Origin of the sequence: Kluyvera intermedia, assembly GCF_021440345.1 — a bacterium.
Taxonomy (GTDB): Bacteria; Pseudomonadota; Gammaproteobacteria; order Enterobacterales; family Enterobacteriaceae; genus Kluyvera; species Kluyvera intermedia_A.
Map to the genome: position 1 here is coordinate 51,454 of NZ_JAKCNS010000034.1, position 18,394 is coordinate 69,847.

Annotated in this window: 16 protein-coding genes; 8 read left to right on the top strand and 8 right to left on the bottom strand. The window is 55.6% G+C overall.

Translation table 11 applies throughout. The annotated features are described in order from the left end of the window. Nucleotides 1-25: 25 nt before the first annotated feature. The 4 genes from carB to LZ634_RS10550 form a co-directional block, all read right to left on the bottom strand. Nucleotides 26-3,250: a carbamoyl-phosphate synthase large subunit gene (gene carB / locus LZ634_RS10535; protein WP_234504756.1), complete on the bottom strand. Its 3,225-nt coding sequence runs from the start codon at nt 3,248-3,250 to the stop codon at nt 26-28. A 17-nt stretch (nt 3,251-3,267) separates the two neighbouring features. Continuing rightward, a complete protein-coding gene (gene carA, locus LZ634_RS10540) occupies nt 3,268-4,416 on the bottom strand; it encodes a glutamine-hydrolyzing carbamoyl-phosphate synthase small subunit (RefSeq protein ID WP_234504758.1) in 1,149 nt (382 codons plus the stop codon). Between the two features lie 455 nt (nt 4,417-4,871). Beyond that, complete coding sequence (dapB, locus tag LZ634_RS10545; RefSeq protein ID WP_234504760.1) at nt 4,872-5,693, bottom strand: 4-hydroxy-tetrahydrodipicolinate reductase; 822 nt, start codon at nt 5,691-5,693, stop codon at nt 4,872-4,874. 268 nt (nt 5,694-5,961) lie between these two features. Further along, a complete protein-coding gene (locus LZ634_RS10550) occupies nt 5,962-6,594 on the bottom strand; it encodes an alanyl-tRNA editing protein (protein WP_234504762.1) in 633 nt (210 codons plus the stop codon). A gap of 91 nt (nt 6,595-6,685) precedes the next feature. On the opposite strand from LZ634_RS10550, the gene LZ634_RS10555 reads away from it, so the two are divergent. Further along, a complete protein-coding gene (locus tag LZ634_RS10555; protein ID WP_234504764.1) occupies nt 6,686-7,594 on the top strand; it encodes a LysR family transcriptional regulator in 909 nt (302 codons plus the stop codon). Here LZ634_RS10555 and LZ634_RS10560 read toward each other — a convergent pair. Then, nucleotides 7,558-8,493 carry a LysR family transcriptional regulator gene (locus LZ634_RS10560; RefSeq protein ID WP_234504766.1) on the bottom strand — a complete coding sequence of 312 codons (936 nt, stop codon included), beginning with the start codon at nt 8,491-8,493 and terminating at the stop codon, nt 7,558-7,560. The genes LZ634_RS10555 and LZ634_RS10560 overlap by 37 nt on opposite strands. 126 nt (nt 8,494-8,619) lie before the next feature. On the opposite strand from LZ634_RS10560, the gene LZ634_RS10565 reads away from it, so the two are divergent. Next, nucleotides 8,620-9,318: an SDR family NAD(P)-dependent oxidoreductase gene (locus LZ634_RS10565; RefSeq protein WP_234504768.1), complete on the top strand. Its 699-nt coding sequence runs from the start codon at nt 8,620-8,622 to the stop codon at nt 9,316-9,318. Between the two features lie 3 nt (nt 9,319-9,321). Here LZ634_RS10565 and rihC read toward each other — a convergent pair whose 3' ends face one another. Continuing rightward, nucleotides 9,322-10,239, bottom strand: coding sequence for a ribonucleoside hydrolase RihC (gene rihC, locus LZ634_RS10570; RefSeq protein WP_234504771.1), 918 nt, complete (start codon nt 10,237-10,239; stop codon nt 9,322-9,324). Between the two features lie 94 nt (nt 10,240-10,333). On the opposite strand from rihC, the gene LZ634_RS10575 reads away from it, so the two are divergent. From LZ634_RS10575 to LZ634_RS10600, 6 genes are all read left to right on the top strand, one after another. Then, nucleotides 10,334-11,065 (top strand): FadR/GntR family transcriptional regulator, encoded by a 732-nt coding sequence (locus tag LZ634_RS10575; protein ID WP_234504773.1) that lies wholly within the window; start codon nt 10,334-10,336, stop codon nt 11,063-11,065. A gap of 98 nt (nt 11,066-11,163) precedes the next feature. Continuing rightward, nucleotides 11,164-12,066 carry a 2-dehydro-3-deoxygalactonokinase gene (locus LZ634_RS10580; protein ID WP_234504775.1) on the top strand — a complete coding sequence of 301 codons (903 nt, stop codon included), beginning with the start codon at nt 11,164-11,166 and terminating at the stop codon, nt 12,064-12,066. Next, complete coding sequence (locus LZ634_RS10585; protein WP_234504777.1) at nt 12,063-12,716, top strand: 2-dehydro-3-deoxy-6-phosphogalactonate aldolase; 654 nt, start codon at nt 12,063-12,065, stop codon at nt 12,714-12,716. The genes LZ634_RS10580 and LZ634_RS10585 overlap by 4 nt, the downstream gene beginning before the upstream one ends. A 64-nt stretch (nt 12,717-12,780) precedes the next feature. Further along, the gene (locus LZ634_RS10590) at nt 12,781-14,151 is read left to right on the top strand and encodes an MFS transporter (protein WP_234504779.1); all 1,371 of its coding nucleotides are present in this window, start codon (nt 12,781-12,783) and stop codon (nt 14,149-14,151) included. Between the two features lie 21 nt (nt 14,152-14,172). Next, nucleotides 14,173-15,882, top strand: a complete 1,710-nt coding sequence (gene ilvD / locus LZ634_RS10595; protein ID WP_234504781.1) for a dihydroxy-acid dehydratase — start codon at nt 14,173-14,175, stop codon at nt 15,880-15,882. After that, nucleotides 15,879-16,787 carry a dihydrodipicolinate synthase family protein gene (locus LZ634_RS10600; protein WP_234504782.1) on the top strand — a complete coding sequence of 303 codons (909 nt, stop codon included), beginning with the start codon at nt 15,879-15,881 and terminating at the stop codon, nt 16,785-16,787. Before ilvD ends, LZ634_RS10600 begins: the two co-directional genes overlap by 4 nt. Before the next feature lie 93 nt (nt 16,788-16,880). Here the strand turns inward: LZ634_RS10600 and ispH are convergent, their stop codons facing one another. Together ispH and fkpB are read right to left on the bottom strand one after the other, a co-directional pair. Then, on the bottom strand, nt 16,881-17,831 hold the full coding sequence (gene ispH / locus LZ634_RS10605) for a 4-hydroxy-3-methylbut-2-enyl diphosphate reductase (RefSeq protein ID WP_234504783.1): 951 nt from the start codon (nt 17,829-17,831) through the stop codon (nt 16,881-16,883). A gap of 1 nt (nt 17,832) precedes the next feature. Further along, a complete protein-coding gene (gene fkpB / locus LZ634_RS10610; protein ID WP_234504784.1) occupies nt 17,833-18,282 on the bottom strand; it encodes an FKBP-type peptidyl-prolyl cis-trans isomerase in 450 nt (149 codons plus the stop codon). Nucleotides 18,283-18,394: the final 112 nt, after the last annotated feature.

The following is an 18,394-nucleotide window of genomic DNA, read 5'->3' on the forward strand; positions in this document are numbered from 1 at the left end:
CCCGGCGTTTTTTTATGCCTTACGCTTACTTCTTAATTTGCGCATGCATTTCCTGAACCGAAGTCACTTTTTCAGTCGCATCGGCATTCAGTGCCATCGCGGTGGCAAAGCCGCCGTTCAGGGTGGTGTCGTAATGCACCTTGTACTGCAGCGCGCTGCGGCGAATCAGCTTGGAATCCTGAATTGCCTGGCGGCCCGCGGTAGTGTTGATGATGTAGGTGTATTCGCCATTCTTGATACGGTCCTGAATGTGCGGACGACCTTCATGCACCTTGTTAACCAGACGTGGGTTGATACCCGCTTCACCCAGCACGACTGCGGTACCGTGAGTTGCATCCAGCTCGAAGCCCTGTTTCAGCAGCTTAGCGGCCAGGTCAACCACGCGCTCTTTGTCGCCTTCGCGAACGGAGAGCAGCGCACGGCCCTGTTTTTTCATGGTTGAGCTACTGCCCAACTGTGCCTTAGCGAACGCTTCTGCGAAGGTACGACCGACGCCCATCACTTCCCCGGTAGAGCGCATTTCAGGCCCTAACAGCGGGTCAACGCCCGGGAATTTGTTGAACGGCAGCACCACTTCTTTCACCGAGTAGTACGGTGGGATGATTTCTTTGGTGACGCCCTGCTGTGCCAGCGTCTGGCCTGCCATCACGCGCGCTGCCACTTTCGCCAGCGGTACACCGGTCGCTTTAGAGACGAACGGTACGGTACGTGCCGCACGTGGGTTGACTTCAATCAGGTAGACTTCGTTGTCTTTCACCGCAAACTGCACGTTCATCAGACCGCGAACCTGCAGTTCGAAGGCCAGTTTCTGTACCTGCTGGCGCATCACGTCCTGGATTTCCTGGCTCAGCGTGTAGGCTGGCAGAGAACACGCGGAGTCACCGGAGTGGACGCCTGCCTGCTCGATGTGCTCCATGATGCCGCCAATCAGCACCATTTCGCCGTCGCAGATTGCGTCGACATCGACTTCAATGGCGTCGTCAAGGAAGCGGTCCAGCAGCACCGGCGCATCGTTAGAGACGCTGACGGCGGTCTGGAAGTAGCGACGCAGGTCGACTTCATCGTAGACGATTTCCATCGCGCGACCGCCGAGTACGTAGGACGGGCGAACCACCAGCGGATAGCCGATATCTTTCGCTTTCTCGACTGCCATTTCGATGGCGGTGACGGTGGCGTTGGCCGGCTGTTTCAGCTTCAGACGGTCAACCGCATGCTGGAAGCGCTCGCGGTCTTCTGCACGGTCGATAGCATCCGGGCTGGTACCGATAACCGGTACGCCAGCGGCTTCCAGCGCACGCGCCAGCTTCAGCGGAGTCTGGCCGCCGTACTGCACGATAACGCCCTTCGGCTTCTCGATACGCACGATTTCCAGTACGTCTTCCAGCGTCACCGGCTCAAAGTACAGACGGTCAGAAGTGTCGTAGTCGGTAGAAACGGTTTCCGGGTTACAGTTGACCATGATGGTCTCGTAACCGTCTTCGCGCAGCGCCAGCGAGGCGTGGACGCAGCAGTAGTCGAATTCAATACCCTGGCCGATACGGTTCGGGCCGCCGCCGAGAACCATGATTTTATCGCGGTCAACGGACGGGTTGGACTCACACTCATCTTCATAGGTGGAGTACATGTAGGCGGTGTCGGTGGCGAACTCTGCCGCACAGGTATCGACGCGCTTGTAGACCGGGTGCAGGTCATACTGGTCACGCAGTTTGCGGACTTCCGCTTCGCGGACGCCAGCCAGTTTAGCCAGACGCGCATCGGCAAAGCCTTTACGTTTCAGGTGGCGCAGGAAATCAGCGTTGAGGCCGGTGATACCGACTTCAGCCACTTTCTCTTCCAGACGAACCAGCTCTTCAATCTGCACCAGGAACCAGCGGTCGATGTTGGTCAGGTTGAAGACACCATCGACGGACAGGCCAGCACGGAAGGCATCGGCGATGTACCAGATACGCTCGGCACCCGCGTCTTTCAGTTCGCGGCGAATTTTGGTCAGCGCTTCCGGGTCGTCGAGGCTGACTTTCGGGTCGAAGCCCGTTGCGCCGACTTCCAGGCCGCGCAGCGCTTTCTGCAGGGATTCCTGCTGAGTACGGCCAATCGCCATCACTTCACCGACAGATTTCATCTGGGTGGTCAGACGGTCATTAGCACCGGCAAATTTCTCGAAGTTGAAGCGAGGAATCTTGGTCACAACGTAGTCGATGGACGGCTCGAAGGAGGCCGGAGTGCGGCCGCCGGTGATGTCGTTCATCAGTTCGTCAAGGGTGTAACCCACCGCCAGTTTCGCCGCTACTTTGGCAATCGGGAAGCCGGTGGCTTTAGAAGCCAGCGCCGAAGAGCGGGATACACGCGGGTTCATTTCGATAACGATCAGGCGACCGTCTTTCGGGTTTACCGAGAACTGGACGTTGGAGCCGCCGGTCTCAACGCCGATTTCACGCAGTACCGCCATCGAGGCGTTACGCATGATTTGGTATTCTTTGTCGGTCAGCGTCTGGGCTGGCGCTACGGTGATGGAGTCACCGGTATGGATGCCCATGGCGTCGAAGTTTTCGATAGAGCAGACGATGATGCAGTTGTCGTTTTTATCACGCACCACTTCCATCTCGTACTCTTTCCAGCCAATCAGCGACTCATCAATCAGCAGCTCTTTGGTTGGGGACAGATCCAGACCGCGTTCGCAAATTTCTTCGAACTCTTCGCGGTTGTAGGCGATACCGCCGCCGGTGCCGCCCATGGTGAAGCTTGGACGGATGATGCACGGATAGCCCACGTCAGCGGCAACCGCCAGCGCTTCTTCCATGGTGTGTGCAATACCGGAACGCGCGGTGTCGAGGCCGATTTTCTTCATCGCCACGTCGAAACGGCGGCGGTCTTCGGCTTTATCAATTGCGTCAGCGGTCGCACCAATCATGGTGACGCCGAATTCTTCCAGCACACCCTGACGTTCCAGCTCCAGCGCACAGTTCAGTGCGGTCTGGCCGCCCATGGTTGGCAGCACGGCGTCTGGACGCTCTTTCTCAATGATTTTGCGTACCACTTCCCAGTGAATCGGCTCGATATAGGTCGCATCGGCCATTTCCGGGTCGGTCATGATGGTCGCTGGGTTGGAGTTCACCAGAATGACGCGGTAACCCTCTTCACGCAGCGCTTTACACGCCTGGGCACCGGAGTAGTCAAACTCACACGCCTGACCGATAACAATCGGGCCCGCGCCCAGAATCAGGATACTTTTTATGTCTGTACGTTTTGGCATGGCTCTATTACTCCTGATTATTTCGCGGACTGACGGTATTGCTCAATTAACTCGATAAAGTGGTCGAACAGCGGCGCAGCGTCGTGTGGACCCGGGCTCGCTTCAGGGTGGCCCTGGAAGCTAAATGCCGGTTTATCGGTGCGGTGAATCCCCTGCAGGGTGCCATCGAACAGCGATTTGTGGGTCACGCGCAGGTTAGCCGGCAGCGTCGCTTCATCGACCGCAAAGCCGTGGTTCTGCGCGGTAATCATCACCACGTTGTTATCGATATCTTTCACCGGGTGGTTACCACCGTGGTGACCGAATTTCATCTTGATGGTTTTCGCACCGCTGGCCAGCGCAAGCAGCTGATGGCCCAGGCAGATGCCGAAGACCGGAACCTCGGTCTGGAGGAATTTTTCAATCGCTTCAATCGCGTAGTCACACGGAGCCGGGTCGCCGGGGCCGTTTGACAGGAAGATACCGTCTGGATTCATCTTCAGAACGTCTTCGGCAGAGGTTTTCGCCGGAACCACCGTCAGGCGGCAGCCGCGGTCAACCAGCATACGCAGAATGTTGCGTTTCGCGCCAAAATCGTAGGCAACGACGTGGAACGGTAGCTCTTCTTCGGACTTCGCTTCCGGCAGCTCGCCTTCCAGCGTCCAGCTACCCTGGGTCCAGCCGTAGGTTTCAGCCGTGGTCACTTCTTTTGCCAGGTCCATCCCGTTCAGGCCCGGGAAGGCTTTGGCTTTTTCCAGCGCCAGCTGCGCATCGAGGTTATCACCGGCGATGATGCAGCCGTTCTGAGCGCCTTTCTCGCGCAGCAAACGGGTCAGCTTACGGGTATCGATATCGGCAATCGCCACAATGTTATGGCGCTTAAGATAAGAAGAGAGGTCTTCGGTGTTGCGGTAGTTGCTGGCAATCAGCGGCAGGTCGCGAATAACCAGACCCTGAGCGTGAACTTGAGAAGACTCTTCATCGGCGGCGTTGGTGCCGACATTACCAATATGGGGATAAGTAAGAGTGACGATTTGGCGAGAATAGGAAGGATCAGTGAGGATTTCTTGATAACCGGTCATTGAAGTATTGAAAACGACTTCCCCAACCGCCGAACCCGTTGCCCCGATGGCCCGACCGTAAAACTGGGTTCCGTCTTCCAGAACCAATAGCGCTGACTTAATCAAAACACCCTCCAGAGAATATTTACTCGCTTTATTTGCATATTAATTCATAACAATGGCACAAATCAATGCAAATTTGCTTACCGACGTATTTCTGGCAAACGGCGGCATTCTAGAGACAGCCTCGACAAAAGTCTACCTTAAAGGACAATTTTTATTATTATTTTGTGGCACTGGGTAAATCAGCCGCCAAAAGAGGTCAAAAAGATCAGATAACTCGTTGTAGAAAACGCTTGCGGACCAGGAAGAGTGTTAAATCGTATCCGGCAGAGTGAAAAAGTAGACCAGATGGTCAAAATTTACATTTAACCAACACATTATGGCAGGAAAACATATAAAAACACCAACTTTACACATAAAATACAAAAGAATAGATAAAATAAAGGGCGATAAAATATCGCCCTGCGTAATCAAGTAGTTATGATTACAACAACCACATCACGATGGGTAATAAACTCTTATAGATCATTCAAATTTAATACATCACGCATGTCAAAAAGACCATTTGATTTTGATTTAAGCCATAAAGCCGATCTCACCGCACCGTTGGCAAACGTCATGCGGCTGGAAGCCTTATGGGTAATCTCCACGCGCTCGCCAATGTCCGCAAACATGGCGGTATGTTCACCAACGATGTCGCCTGCACGTACGGTTGCAAAACCAATGGTGCCCGGTACGCGTTCGCCGGTATAACCTTCACGAGAATAGACCGCGCACTCTTTCAGATCTTTATCCAGCGCACCGGCAATCGCCTCACCCATTGCCAGCGCGGTGCCCGAAGGCGCATCCACTTTATGCCGATGGTGCGCTTCAATAATTTCAATATCGGTGTAGTCGCCCATCACCTTCGCCGCTTTCTCCAGCAGCTTCAGCATCACGTTGACGCCAACGCTAAAGTTAGCCGCGAACACAATGGCAATTTGCTGCGACGCGTCCTGAATGGCCTGTTTTCCCGCATCGTCAAAACCGGTGGTACCAATCACCATGCCTTTACCGTGCTGACGGCAAAATGCCAGGTGCGTTAACGTCCCTTCCGGGCGGGTAAAATCGATAAACACGTCAAAATCATCTTTTACCGCGTCGAGGCTGCTCTGAACGGTGACGCCAGATTTCCCTGCGCCCGCCAGTTCACCGGCATCGCTGCCCAGTAAAGTGGAACCTTCGCGTTCCAGCGCGGCGCCCAGTTGAACGCCTTCCATCGCCATTGCCGCCTGAATTAACTGCCGTCCCATGCGGCCACCGGCACCCGCGATGGCAACGCGGATTTGTGCATCATGCATAGCTATTCTCTTTTATTAAAATTGCGTAAATCGTTTTCAGAGTAACTAGCCCGCTGTAGGGTCGCCAGCCGAAAACGTCCATAATTAGAATTTAATGATAAACAGAGAGGAATATCAGTAAAAGACATGATTCATCCCGCAGGATGAATCATTGCCGCAGTGGAGGAAAGAAGTCAAACTCGCTCGCAATCGCGTGGAGTGGTGAGAAAACAACCGGAAAAACGCAGGCTACCAGCCAATCAACGTAGCCCCATTGCAGGTAAGGATTTCAAGGCTGTAACGAATAGTGGACGATCATTTGCCCTTTCTTGAGCTTCAGTTGGGTTATCGTCACATCACCGACCTCAGATAATTGGGCGACGTGTGTCCCACCGCAGGGATAAGCCGGAAGCTCACCAAACCCCACCAGCCGCAGGCCGCCGTCGAAAGTGATTCGCCGCGGAAGGCTCTCACCCTGCCAAGCGCTGATAATCGCCAGCAAAACCTCGACTTCGGGCAATACCGTTGATTCACCCGGTGCGAAGGTAATACGCCCTTCTCCCGGCCAGTGATGCGCTTTAACCGGCCGCCAGCCGCACTCTTCGCCCGCCATACCGATCAGATGCCCGGCAGAATGTAATCGCGCATGATGCTGACGGGCAGCGGCATCAACGCGCAGCAGGGTCTCCCCCAGCGGCAACGCCTGTTCGACAATATGCACCACGTCATCGCCGCGAGAGATCACGCTTTGCACCGCGGCATCGCCAATCCAGCCGCCGTCCGAAGGCTGCCCGCCGCCCTGCGGGTGAAACAGCGTGCGGTCTAACGTAATGGCATAGCGGCCATCCGGCTCGGCCAGGCAGCTTATAATGTTCGCCTGCCCCTGAGTGGCATCGCGGGTGTAATAAAGGCGTTCAGTCATGGTGTTCTCCTCTTGATAAGCAGAGTATATTCACTTTAACTGCGCCGATAATCCCGCTTACGCTCAATACATCTTTGCCTGGAACGCACAAATGAACCCTAATCTACTGCCTGACCTTGCGACCTTTGTGTTGATTATCGACCAGGGCAGTTTTTCTGCTGCCGCAAAAATCACGGGGGCGACGCCTTCGGCCATAAGCCGTAGCGTTTCACGCCTTGAACAGGCGCTAGGCAGCAAACTGCTGCACCGCACTACGCGTAAGCTGGCGCTGACCGACACCGGCAAAATGGTGTATGAACACGCCCAGGAGATGCTGAGTGCGGCACAAATGGCTTTCGATTCCGGCAGCAGCCACCAAAGCGTCGCGCAGGGGAGGCTGACCGTCAGCGTGCCTAAAGCCGTTGGGCGCTTTGTGGTTCACCCTCTGATGGCGGAGTTTTTCACACGCTTCCCCGAGGTGGATGTCTGCCTAAGGCTGGAAGACCGTTATATGGATCTTATTGACGACGGTGTCGATCTGGCGCTGCGCATCAGCCAATCACCCTCGCCCGGCCTCTACGGCAAGCCGCTGATGCCGGTTAGCCACGTTATCTGCGCGACGCCGGAATATTTGCGCCGCCACGGCACGCCGGAAAATCCACAGGCGCTGCGCGACCACAGCTGCATCAGCCTTGGCGAAACGCCCGCCGACTCGCGCTGGAAGTTTCGCCGTGGCGATAAAGTCGAAACTCTGCAAACGCGCGGGCGCTATGCCGCCAACCATACCGGCGTGCGGCTGGACGCGGTGAAGCATCATCTGGGGATTGGCAGTTTGCCGCTATTTACCGCGCGCGAGGCGCTTGCCAGCGGCGAGATTGTGCAGGTGCTACCCGAGTGGGAGTTTATCAGCGACTACAGCGGTGACCTGTGGCTGCTGTGGACGCGCGATAAGCACATGCCCGCCAGAATGCGAGCAATGATTGATTATCTCAGCGAGAAACTCTCAGGCTCCGGTGTCTGACAGACGCTCAGCACCTGCTGTCGCAGCCAGCGATGCGCCGGGTCAACTTCCATTCGGGGATGCCACATCTGCGAGACGGTAATCGGTGGCGTGTTCACCGGCAGCGCAAAACCCTGAAATATCCCTTCACCAAAACGCACCTGCTGACTAGCAAACCAGGAAGCAGGAACCTGAGCAATGAGGTCGGAGTGTTGAACGACCGACATTGCCGCCGAATACCCCGGCACGATAGCGGCAATTTTGCGCTGCAAGCCATGCTCAGCCAACGCGCTATCTACCGGCCCCTGCGCTTTACCGTGGCGCGATGAGACCACGTGCCCGAAGGCCGCGTAGCGCTCCGCGCTCACTTCCCTCGTTTGCAACAGCGGATGTCCCTGCCGTACCACACCGACAAAACGATCGCGGAAAAGCGCCTGCAGGCGGATCTCCGGCCCCATCCCACTGAGGACGCCAATCTCCAGATCGACGCGCCCTTCGCGCAGCGGCGCGGCATCTTTCTCGGCTTTCGGGACAAAACAGAGACACACGCCCGGTGCGGAAGACGCCACCGCGCGAATCAAACGTGGCCCGAAGGTTTCGATAAACCCTTCGTTAGTACGCAGGATGAACGTTCTTTCCAACATCGGCAGCGTCAACGCCGACACCGCGGGGGTAAGAACCGAACGCGCCTCCATCGTGACGCTATTCGCCCGTTGCTGGATGGCCTGCGCGTGCGGCGTCAACACCATCCGCCGACCGGCACGCACCAGCAGCGGGTCACCGGTGGCGGTACGCAGCCGGGTTAAAGTCCGGCTCATCGCCGAAGCGCTCAATCCCAAACGGCGCGCAGCGCCGGCGACGCTGGCTTCGCTCAATAGCGCATCCAGCGCCAGCAGCAAATTGAAATCAGGTTCGTTCATCGTTGGCTCCGAATCAGATAAGGCGTTTGGTGCAGGTTATTACTGTAATCGCTGCGTCTTCCGCCATCTAATGTTTGCTTCTATATTTTCGACATCACGCGGCATTCGCGAACGGGAGAGAACATCATGCAATGTAAAACCTTACTTTTGATTGGCGCATCGCGCGGCCTGGGCCACGCAATGGCGGAAACCTTTGTTCACCACGGCTGGCAGGTGATCGGCACCGTCCGCGATATCACACAACGCACGCCGCTGCATGCGCTGGCACACCTATACCCGCAGCAGGTACGCATTGAGCAACTGGATATCTGCGAACCGGCGCAAATCAGCGCGCTGAGCCAACGACTCAGCTGCCAGACGATAGATATGCTGTTTGTGAATGCAGGAACCACCAACCGCGACCCGTCGCAGACCATTGGCGAAATCACTACCGACGAGTTTATGCAGGTCATGATGACCAACGCGCTGTCGCCGATGCGGGTGATTGAACAGATCGCCCCACAGGTCAGCGCTGGCGGGCTGATTGGCGTCATGTCTTCAGGCCAGGGAAGTATTGCTAACAACGAAAGCGGGCAGCGCGAACTTTACCGGGGAAGCAAAGCTGCGCTGAATATGTTTATGCGTAGCCTGGCCGCACGTCCAGAGATGAAGGCGCGGCCGATGGTGACGATAGCACCCGGCTGGATAAAAACGGCGCTGGGCGGCCCTGATGCACCCTACACCATTGAGGAAACCATCCCGCTGTTGGTCGACGTGCTGCTGGAAAAACAGCAGCGCCCAGGGCTTGAATATCTCGACTTCCGCGGTAATACGGTTCCCTGGTGATCGCTACGCGGCGCGGGACAGCACCTCGGCCACCCACGCCTGAAAACCGGCAACGTCCAGCCCCAGTGCCACCTGTGCGTTGGCGGGCTGGCCGAGCCGCCCTTCGATATCCACAACGGTAGTGCCTGCGGTAAATTGCCCCTGGGTTTCCACGGCGACAAAACACGATTGCAGCGTAAACAGTTCAGGGCGAACCAGCCACGCAATGGCGCACAGGTCGTGCATCCGCAAGCCGCTCTGCATGCTGCCGCTGCGATAGTGACTAAACAGCGCGTGCAGCATATTGCCGGTTTTATTGAGCGCAGGAAGGGACGCGAGATACTCCGGCGTCAGCATCGCCTGATTGGTCACATCCAGCCCACACATCACAATATCCAGGCCGCTGCGGAACACCAGCGCGGCGGCTTCGGGGTCGATAGCGATATTGAACTCCGCGTTTGGCGTAAAGTTACCGCGCCCGGCGGAGCCGCCCATAATCACCAGGCGGCGGATATTAAAGCGGCATTCAGGATATTGCGTCAGCAGCAGCGCAATGTTGGTTAGCGGGCCAATCGCCACCAGCGTGACCGGCTCCGGTGCCAGCATGAGCGCATCGCGAATCGCCTGAAACGCCGGTTTCGCCAGCGGCTGGCGGTTATGTTCGACAAAGTCGTAACCCTCCATGCCGGATTCACCGTGCACGGAGGCGGCGTCGCGCAGAGGGCGAACCAGCGGCGCTGCCGCGCCCTGCGCCAGCGGAATATCGGCATCCCAGAAGTGAAGCAGCTGTAGCGCATTACGCGTGGTTTTTTCGACGGAGACGTTACCCGCAACGGTGGTCATTAACTGCAGATCCAGCTCGGGAGCAAAAATGGCGGCAGCAATTGCCGCAGCATCATCAATGCCGGGATCGGTGTCTAGAATAATGCGAATAGGTTCCATAAGTGATTCTCCCTTCTGCGTTTATTAGCCATTTGATGGGTGATTAGCTTACTATATAAGACACTACAGTGAATGGGCTTAGCCGGGAATTGCAATGAAAGTTGTACAGGCCAGTATTTCAGAATCCGTTACTCAAAACCTCGCGACCCGCATTTTGCGTGGCGAACTGACGCCCGGGATTTCGTTACCGGGAGAAAACGAGCTGGCGGTGGAATACAACGTTTCACGAACATCTATTCGCAACGCAATGGCAACCCTGGCAGCGAAGGGATTGATCTCCACCCAGGCGAAAAAGCGCAGCACCGTTAATGCCCGCGAGCAGTGGAATCTGCTGGATATGGATGTGCTGAACTGGCTGTCTACGGGAAAAGTGGATGCCCAACTGGTTGAGCAATTGATGGTGACACGCCTGATTTTTGAACCAAGCGTCGCAACGCTTGCGGCACTCAAGGCTAACGCGCACGACCTCGCCGCAATGGAAGACGCGCTAGCGTTGATGCGTCGCGGAGAGACGGGAGCGGATAAAGCCGCCTTCGAAGCCGGAGACATCGCTTTCCACCAGGCGCTACTGCGAGCCACTCACAACCCTTTCTTGCTGTCACTGGGTAATGCCTTAAATGCAGCAATGGTGCTCTCATTCCGGCAGACGCTAGAAGAGGATCTGCACCAGACCAAAACGGCGGTGGATGAGCACTTTCTGCTATTTGAAGCCGTTCGTCTTCGCCGGATCGATGAAGCCCGCACGCAAATGCGCAGCATTCTGCTGCATGCCGCACAGAAAAACATCTGGCAGGATCCTCCCGCATTCCTCGAAAACATTCTTTGATCCTTCTCTGACGTAATTCCGATCTCTCTCACAGATTGTGGTGTTTTTTTGGCCTAGCATTCTTGTATTACAAGACTAACCTATTTGTATTACATGATATGAAAAAACACTGGATTGCTATCGACTGGGGCACGACAAACTTCCGTGCTTTCCTGCTTCAGGACCAGCGCGTCATTGCAAAGATTGCGCATCCCTGCGGCTTGTTATCCATGACCAAAGAGACATTTGCCACCACGCTCGGAGCACATCTCACGCCATGGCTAGATGAGTATGGTCCACTGCCTATCGTGATGGCGGGTATGGTCGGTTCTCAGCAAGGCTGGCAAGAAGTGCCTTATGTTGTAGCACCCGCTGGCGCACAGCGTCTGGCTAAGCGGGCAATGCGAATAGCAACGCCCTGGGAAAGTCCGGCATGGATAACGCCCGGCGTTAGTACAGTCAGTCAGTTTGGTCTGCCAGATGTGATGCGCGGCGAGGAAGTCCAGTTGCTGGGTCTTAATGCCCTGCACCCGGAGACTCAGCGAGTGGTCATTTTACCCGGTACTCACAGCAAACATAGTCATTTAAGTTACGGTGAAATCACGCAATTTTCGACGTTCATGACCGGCGAGTTGTTTTCCGTCCTGAGCAAACATTCTTTGCTGGGCCGTGTGCTACCGGAACAACAGAACGATAAAGACAGCTTTATTAACGGCGTGAACACCGCCCAACGGGGCACACCGTTTAGTCACCTGATTTTCTCTGCCCGTACCCGTCGGCTGACGGGTGAATTAGCGCCGCAGCACATTCACAGCTATCTCTCCGGATTGCTGATTGGCTATGAGCTGGCTGCTGTCGACAACGAAAACACACTTTGGGTTGTCGGCTCGCCCACTCTGACGGCCCGCTATCAACTCGCTGCGCAAACACTGCAGATCCCTTTACATGCCGCAGATGGCGATACCTGTTTTATTCACGGAATGGCCACTCTGCAAACATTTCTTGAGGAAACTGAATCATGAATCCACAGCTCTTTTTTCAACGCTGGCAGCAGGAAACTCTGCCCCTGATTGCCATTCTGCGCGGCATTTGCCCACATGAAGCGCTAGCAGCAACCGACATCCTGCTTGAGGCCGGATTCCACTGGCTGGAAGTGCCGCTCAACAGTCCTTCCGCACTGAAATCCATTCACCTGATGAGCAAACACGCAGGCAATCGCGCCCAGATTGGCGGCGGAACGGTGTTAACGCCCGGCGAAGTAGATGAGGTGACCGAGAGCGGTGGCCAGCTCATCATCTCGCCGGACTACAATCCTGAGGTCATTCGCCTCAGCCGCGAGCACGGGCTTATTAGTCTGCCTGGAGTGATGACGCCAACCGAAGCATTCAGCGCGATTGATGCAGGAGCCAGCGGCCTGAAGCTTTTTCCGGCAGAACAGCTCTCTCCAGGTGTAGTAAAGGCTTACCGCGCCGTACTGCCCACTCACATCGTCTGTCTGCCAGTGGGCGGTATTTCCCCCGATGTAGAACAAATGCGTCGCTACGTTGATGCCGGTGCCAACGGCTTCGGACTGGGCGGCGGACTGTACCAACCCGGAATGAAAATGAGCGAATTGAGCCAAAGGGCGCTGGCATATCGACAAGCCTGGCTAGAGGTCAAAACCAAACGATGAAGTGAATCTCTATTCCCTGGCTAAACGGCATCCACATGCTGTTATTCAAAAAGGAATTATTCTCATGAGTCAACATGCTGAAAATCAGGTCTACAGCAAAATCACCCGCAGGTTGATCCCGTTTTTGATCGTCTGCTATTTCTTTGCCTATCTCGATCGCGTCAACATCGGCTTTGCCAAGCTGCATATGCAAGATGCGTTGAATTTCAGCGACACCGTATATGGCCTCGGTGCCGGGATCTTTTTTATTGGTTACTTTCTGTTTGAGCTACCGAGCAATTTGCTGATGCAGCGCTTCGGTCCTCGATTCTGGATCGCCCGCATTATGGTAACCTGGGCCGTACTGTCCGCCGCGATGATTTTTGTCAAAACCCCTACGCAGTTTTACGTGCTGCGTTTTCTGCTCGGCGTGGCAGAAGCGGGATTCTTCCCGGGGATCATTTTCTACCTCACCCTGTGGTTCCCCTCCTGGCGTTCTGCACGCACGCTGGGGCTATTTATCCTCGTCACACCGCTTTCTACTATTATCGGCAGCCCGCTTTCTGGCTTTGTTCTCAAGGCATTTGAAGGGGTAGAGGGATTGCATAACTGGCAATGGCTGTTTCTGGCGGAAGCGATCCCTTCATTCCTGCTGGCATTTGTGGTGTTGCGCTATCTCGATAACGACGTGAAATCAGCTAAATGGCTCACCGAAGCGGAAAAGCAGGTGGTCATAACCGATTTGACGAAAGATGCAGCCAACCGTAAGCGAGTCAACTCCGGCAAGATCGACAGCAGCCTGAAAGAGATGTTGTCCAACGGCTACGTCTGGCTGCTTGCGGTGGTCTTTTTCAGCTTCAACATCGGCTACTACGGGATCAACTTCTGGCTGCCATCGATAATCAAAAGCTCCGGCGTCAACGACGATTTTTATATCGGCCTACTGGCCGCATTACCGTATGTCTTCGGCGCCTGTTTTATGGTCTGGAACAGTCGCCATTCCGATCTCAAACAGGAACGTCGCTGGCATATCGCCATTCCAGCGCTAATTGGCTGCGTGGGCCTAGCTCTTAGCGCGTACTGTAGCGGCTCCACCTTCTGGATGATGGCATGGATTTGTGTGGCTATGTCCGGCACGCTTGCGCTCATTCCCACCTATATCAGCCTACCTGGCGCTCTGCTTTCCGGTACGGCCGCCGCCGCGGGTATCGCTTTTGTAAATTCTATCGGCAACCTTGCTGGCTTCTTCGGCCCTACGGTACTTGGCTGGTTGAAAGATGCCACTGGGCGCGCCGATGTGGGCCTCTACATTCTGGCCGCGTTCCTGCTGCTATGCGCACCGCTGATACTCGCCCTGCCTGCACGGCTCGCCAACCCCAAAAAAATCGTTTCTGAACCTGAACCCAGCGATGAGCAGACTGCTGCCCGTCATTCTGATGCGACTCTACGTCGCTAACTGAACAAAGAGATTGTGAATATGAGTAGTTGCGGAGGATGTGCCAGCTGTGGCACGCATTTCAATCCAGTGTTGGAAGGTGACGACGGCGCGCTGAAACGGGCGTTGTATAAATCGATGGGGCACACCGATGAACAGCTGCGTCGCCCGGTGATTGCGGTGGTCAATAGTTATACCAACGCCACTGCCGGTCACGCCAATCTCAATGAGCTGACGGCTCACGTCCTGAAAGGCATTGAGGAAGCGGGCGGCGTGGGAATGGTGTTTGGCACCATCGCTCCCTGCGACGGGATTGCCGAGGGGCACCTGGGGATGCGCTATATTCTCGCGGCCCGTGAAGTGATTACGATGTCGATTGAAGCCATGATGCGTGCCCACCGCTTCGACGGCATGGTGTTGCTCGGCTCTTGCGATAAAATCGTCCCAGCGATGTTGATGGCGGCCGCGCGGCTCGATATTCCAGCAATTATGGTCAACGGTGGCCCGATGTACCCGGCGGAATACAAAGGAAAACACTGGGATGGCAACATCGTTACTGAAGCCATCGGCTGGAAAAAGCGCGGCGAAATCAGCGAAGAAGAATTCGCCCGCATTGAGAACATTGCCGAACCAGGTCCAGGCTCCTGCACCATGTATGGCACAGCTAACACCATGTGCTGCATTGCCGAAGTACTGGGCATGAGCCTACCCGGTAGCAGCACGCTACCGGCGATTTCACAGGTACGGCGCGACTGTGCGTATGCAACGGGTAAACAGGCGGTGACGCTGGTACGTAACGGCATCAACGCACGCCGGATTATTACCCCGCACTCTATCCATAACGCCATGGTATACCTGCTGGCGACGGGCGGCTCCACGAACGCCATTCTTCATCTGCAAGCAATTCATTACGAAGCAGAACTGGGCCACCTGCCGCTGTCCGCCTTTGATGAACTGAGCCACCATGTTCCTTTGGTCGCCTCGCTCTATCCGGCTTCCGAATATGACATGATCGACTTCTGGGAGGCCGGTGGTGTCCGGGCGGTGGAATATGAAATATCCTCCCTGATGCATGCCGAGGCGCTGACCGTAGTCGGTCAAACTAAAGGTCAGTTGCACGCAGAGCATCACATCACCTCTCGCCCGGAAGTCATCCGCACGCTGGCAATCCCAGTTCGTAATGAGGCTGGCGTAGCAGTGCTGCACGGCAATCTATCGCCGCTAGGCTGCGTAGTGAAACCCGCAGCGGTGCCAGAAAACCTGATGACATTCCGTGGCCCGGCAGTGGTATTCAACAGCGAACAGGAGTCCGTCGATGCCATCATGTCTGGCCGCATCGCGCCGGGCAGTGTGCTAGTGCTGCGCTATGAAGGGCCAAAAGGTGGGCCGGGAATGCCGGAAATGTACAAGCCCATGAAATGCCTTGAAGGAATGGGGCTATCTGACAGCTGCGCGTTGATTACTGACGGGCGCTTCTCCGGCTCCAATCGCGGTCTGTTTGTCGGGCATATCTCCCCAGAGGCTATCGAGGGCGGGGCCCTGGGGCTAGTGGAGAATGGCGATGAGATTTCCATCGACATTCCTTCACGCTCGCTAACCCTTCATATTGATGAAGGCATTCTGGCGCAGCGTCGCGAAACGTGGCAGCCCATATACAAGGAAGTACCGCGAGGATTTCTGCGGCTTTACCGCCATTGGGCATTACCCGCCGCACAGGGAGCGGTATTGGCAGACCGGGAGGACATGGCATGAACAGTCGCTATGCAACTGCCGACATTGTCGGCGTTAACCCAATAGTTGCGATGCCATTTACCTCACAGGGTGACATCGATAAACGTAGTTTCCTCCGCCTGCTGGAACACCTCGCCACGAGTGGTGCTAATGGTGCGACGCTATTTGGTATCGCGAGTGAATTCCCTAAACTTGCCGATATCGAACGCGAATGGCTGGCACAGGCATTTGTTCACACTCTCTCAAGCAGCCCGCTGTTCCGGGCGATTTCCGTGACTGAGCACTGCACTGAGCTTGCGGTAAAACGCGCGAAATATTACCAGCAGCTTGGCGCTGACGCGCTAATGTTACTGCCGCCGTTTTTTCTGCAACCCAGCCATGACGCAATACAGGCGCATATTTTCGCCGTTTTGGAAGCCGTTGAAATACCCGTGATGGTGCAGTACGCACCGGGTGAGACCGGATTGCCGATGCACCCTGAGCAGCTTGCTGCCGTTGCAGTTCGTTACCCTCACGCGGTGTTTAAAATCGAGTGCAATCCACCGGTAGATTATACCCGAGCATTTATAGCACAGGCTCCGCAGGCCAGCGTTCTCAACGGTTACGCGGGGCTATATATGCTTGAAATGCTAGCGGCAGGAGGCAAAGGCGTTATGCCCGGTTGCTCCTTCACCGAAGTGTATGTGCAAATCTACCGCCATTGGCAGCAAGGTGAATTGGCCGAGGCGCAGGCCATGCACCAGCGTTTGCTGCCGTATATTCAGCGCTGGATGAGCCACTGTGAATACATTATTCAGGCCGAAAAAAACGTGCTGTATCAGCGCGGGATAATCAACAGCGACTACTGCCGTCATCCGGGTTGGCCGCTGACGGCTGAAGACCGTCAGATCGTTTCTCGCCTGATAGAGGATTTTTCACTGTCTTGAGAGTACCCTGATAGCTCATCAGCAGGATGGCACCATGATGCAGAATAACAACAGCGTTTAAATACAAACGGGGAGCTTTGCGCTCCCCGTCATTTATTCGACTTCACGAACATCCACACGCAGCTCGCGTGGAACCTCAAAGACGATATTCTCTTCACGGCCTTCGAGGGTAATGGCTTCACCACCGCCCAGCGATTGCAGACGGGCGATGACGTTTTGCACCAGAATATCCGGCGCCGACGCCCCGGCGGTTACGCCGACGCAGGCGGCATCTTTCACCCAGGCTTCCTGAATATCCGTGGCATCATCAATCAGATAGGCAGCTTTGCCCATTCGCTGCGCCAGCTCGGCCAAACGGTTTGAGTTGGAGGAGTTCTTCGAGCCAACCACCAGCACGACATCCGCCTGCTGAGCGAGCGAACGCACCGCTTCCTGGCGGTTAGTGGTGGCGTAGCAAATATCATCTTTACGCGGACCAACGATTTTCGGGAAACGCTGACGCAGTGCGTCAATGACGTCAGACGTGTCATCTACCGAAAGCGTAGTCTGGGTCATAAATGACAGCTTGCTCTCATCCTTCACCGCCAGCGTCAGGACGTCTTCCGGTGATTCGACCAGATACATGCCCCCTTTCGGGTTGCTGTACTGGCCCATGGTGCCTTCCACTTCCGGATGACCGGCGTGGCCGATAAGAATCGACTCTTCACCACGACGACTGGCGCGAGCAACCTCCATATGCACTTTGGTCACTAACGGGCAGGTCGCATCAAACACCGTTAAATCACGGCCTTTGGCTTCGTTACGCACGGCCTGAGAAACGCCATGAGCGGAGAAGATCAGGATCGCGCCATCCGGCACTTCGCTAATCTGCTCGATAAAGATAGCCCCGCGTTCGCGCAGGCTGTCCACCACGTAGCGGTTATGGACCACTTCGTGACGCACATAGATGGGCGCGCCATAGATGGCGAGCGCATTTTCAACAATGCTGATAGCGCGGTCAACGCCTGCACAAAAGCCGCGTGGGTTGGCCAACAGGATCTGCATTTTACGCCTCCAGTACCGGATCGACTTCCAGTACTTCAATATCAAAGTGAACGGTATGACCTGCCAACGGATGGTTGAAATCAACCGTGATAGAATCACCGTTAATCTCGCGCACAACGCCCGGCATTTCGCTGCCATCCATTGCGGTGAACAGCATGATCGCCCCGATGGTTGGCTCGCCCGCATCCATAAATTCGCGGCGGGAGAAATACTGAATCAGATCCGGCGTTGAGATACCAAATGCCGCATCCGGCTCCAGCGAGAACGCTTTTTTGTCCCCGGCCTTGAGGCCGAGAAGGTGCTGTTCCAGCCCTTCAGACAGCGTAGCATCACCCAGACGAAACAGCGCTGGTTTGCCATTGCTACGGGTTGACTCGGCGGTAGAGCCATCGTCGAGTTTCAGCGTGAAGTGCACCAGCACTGCGCTATTGCTTTGAATCGTTTTAGACATGCAGGGACAGCCTTCTATCTTACGACATTGGAATGACGATGATTGTTATAAGTATGGCACCGTCTTGAGTGCTTTCTTTTCATCTGTGTGCCCGATGGCGCGATGCCACCGG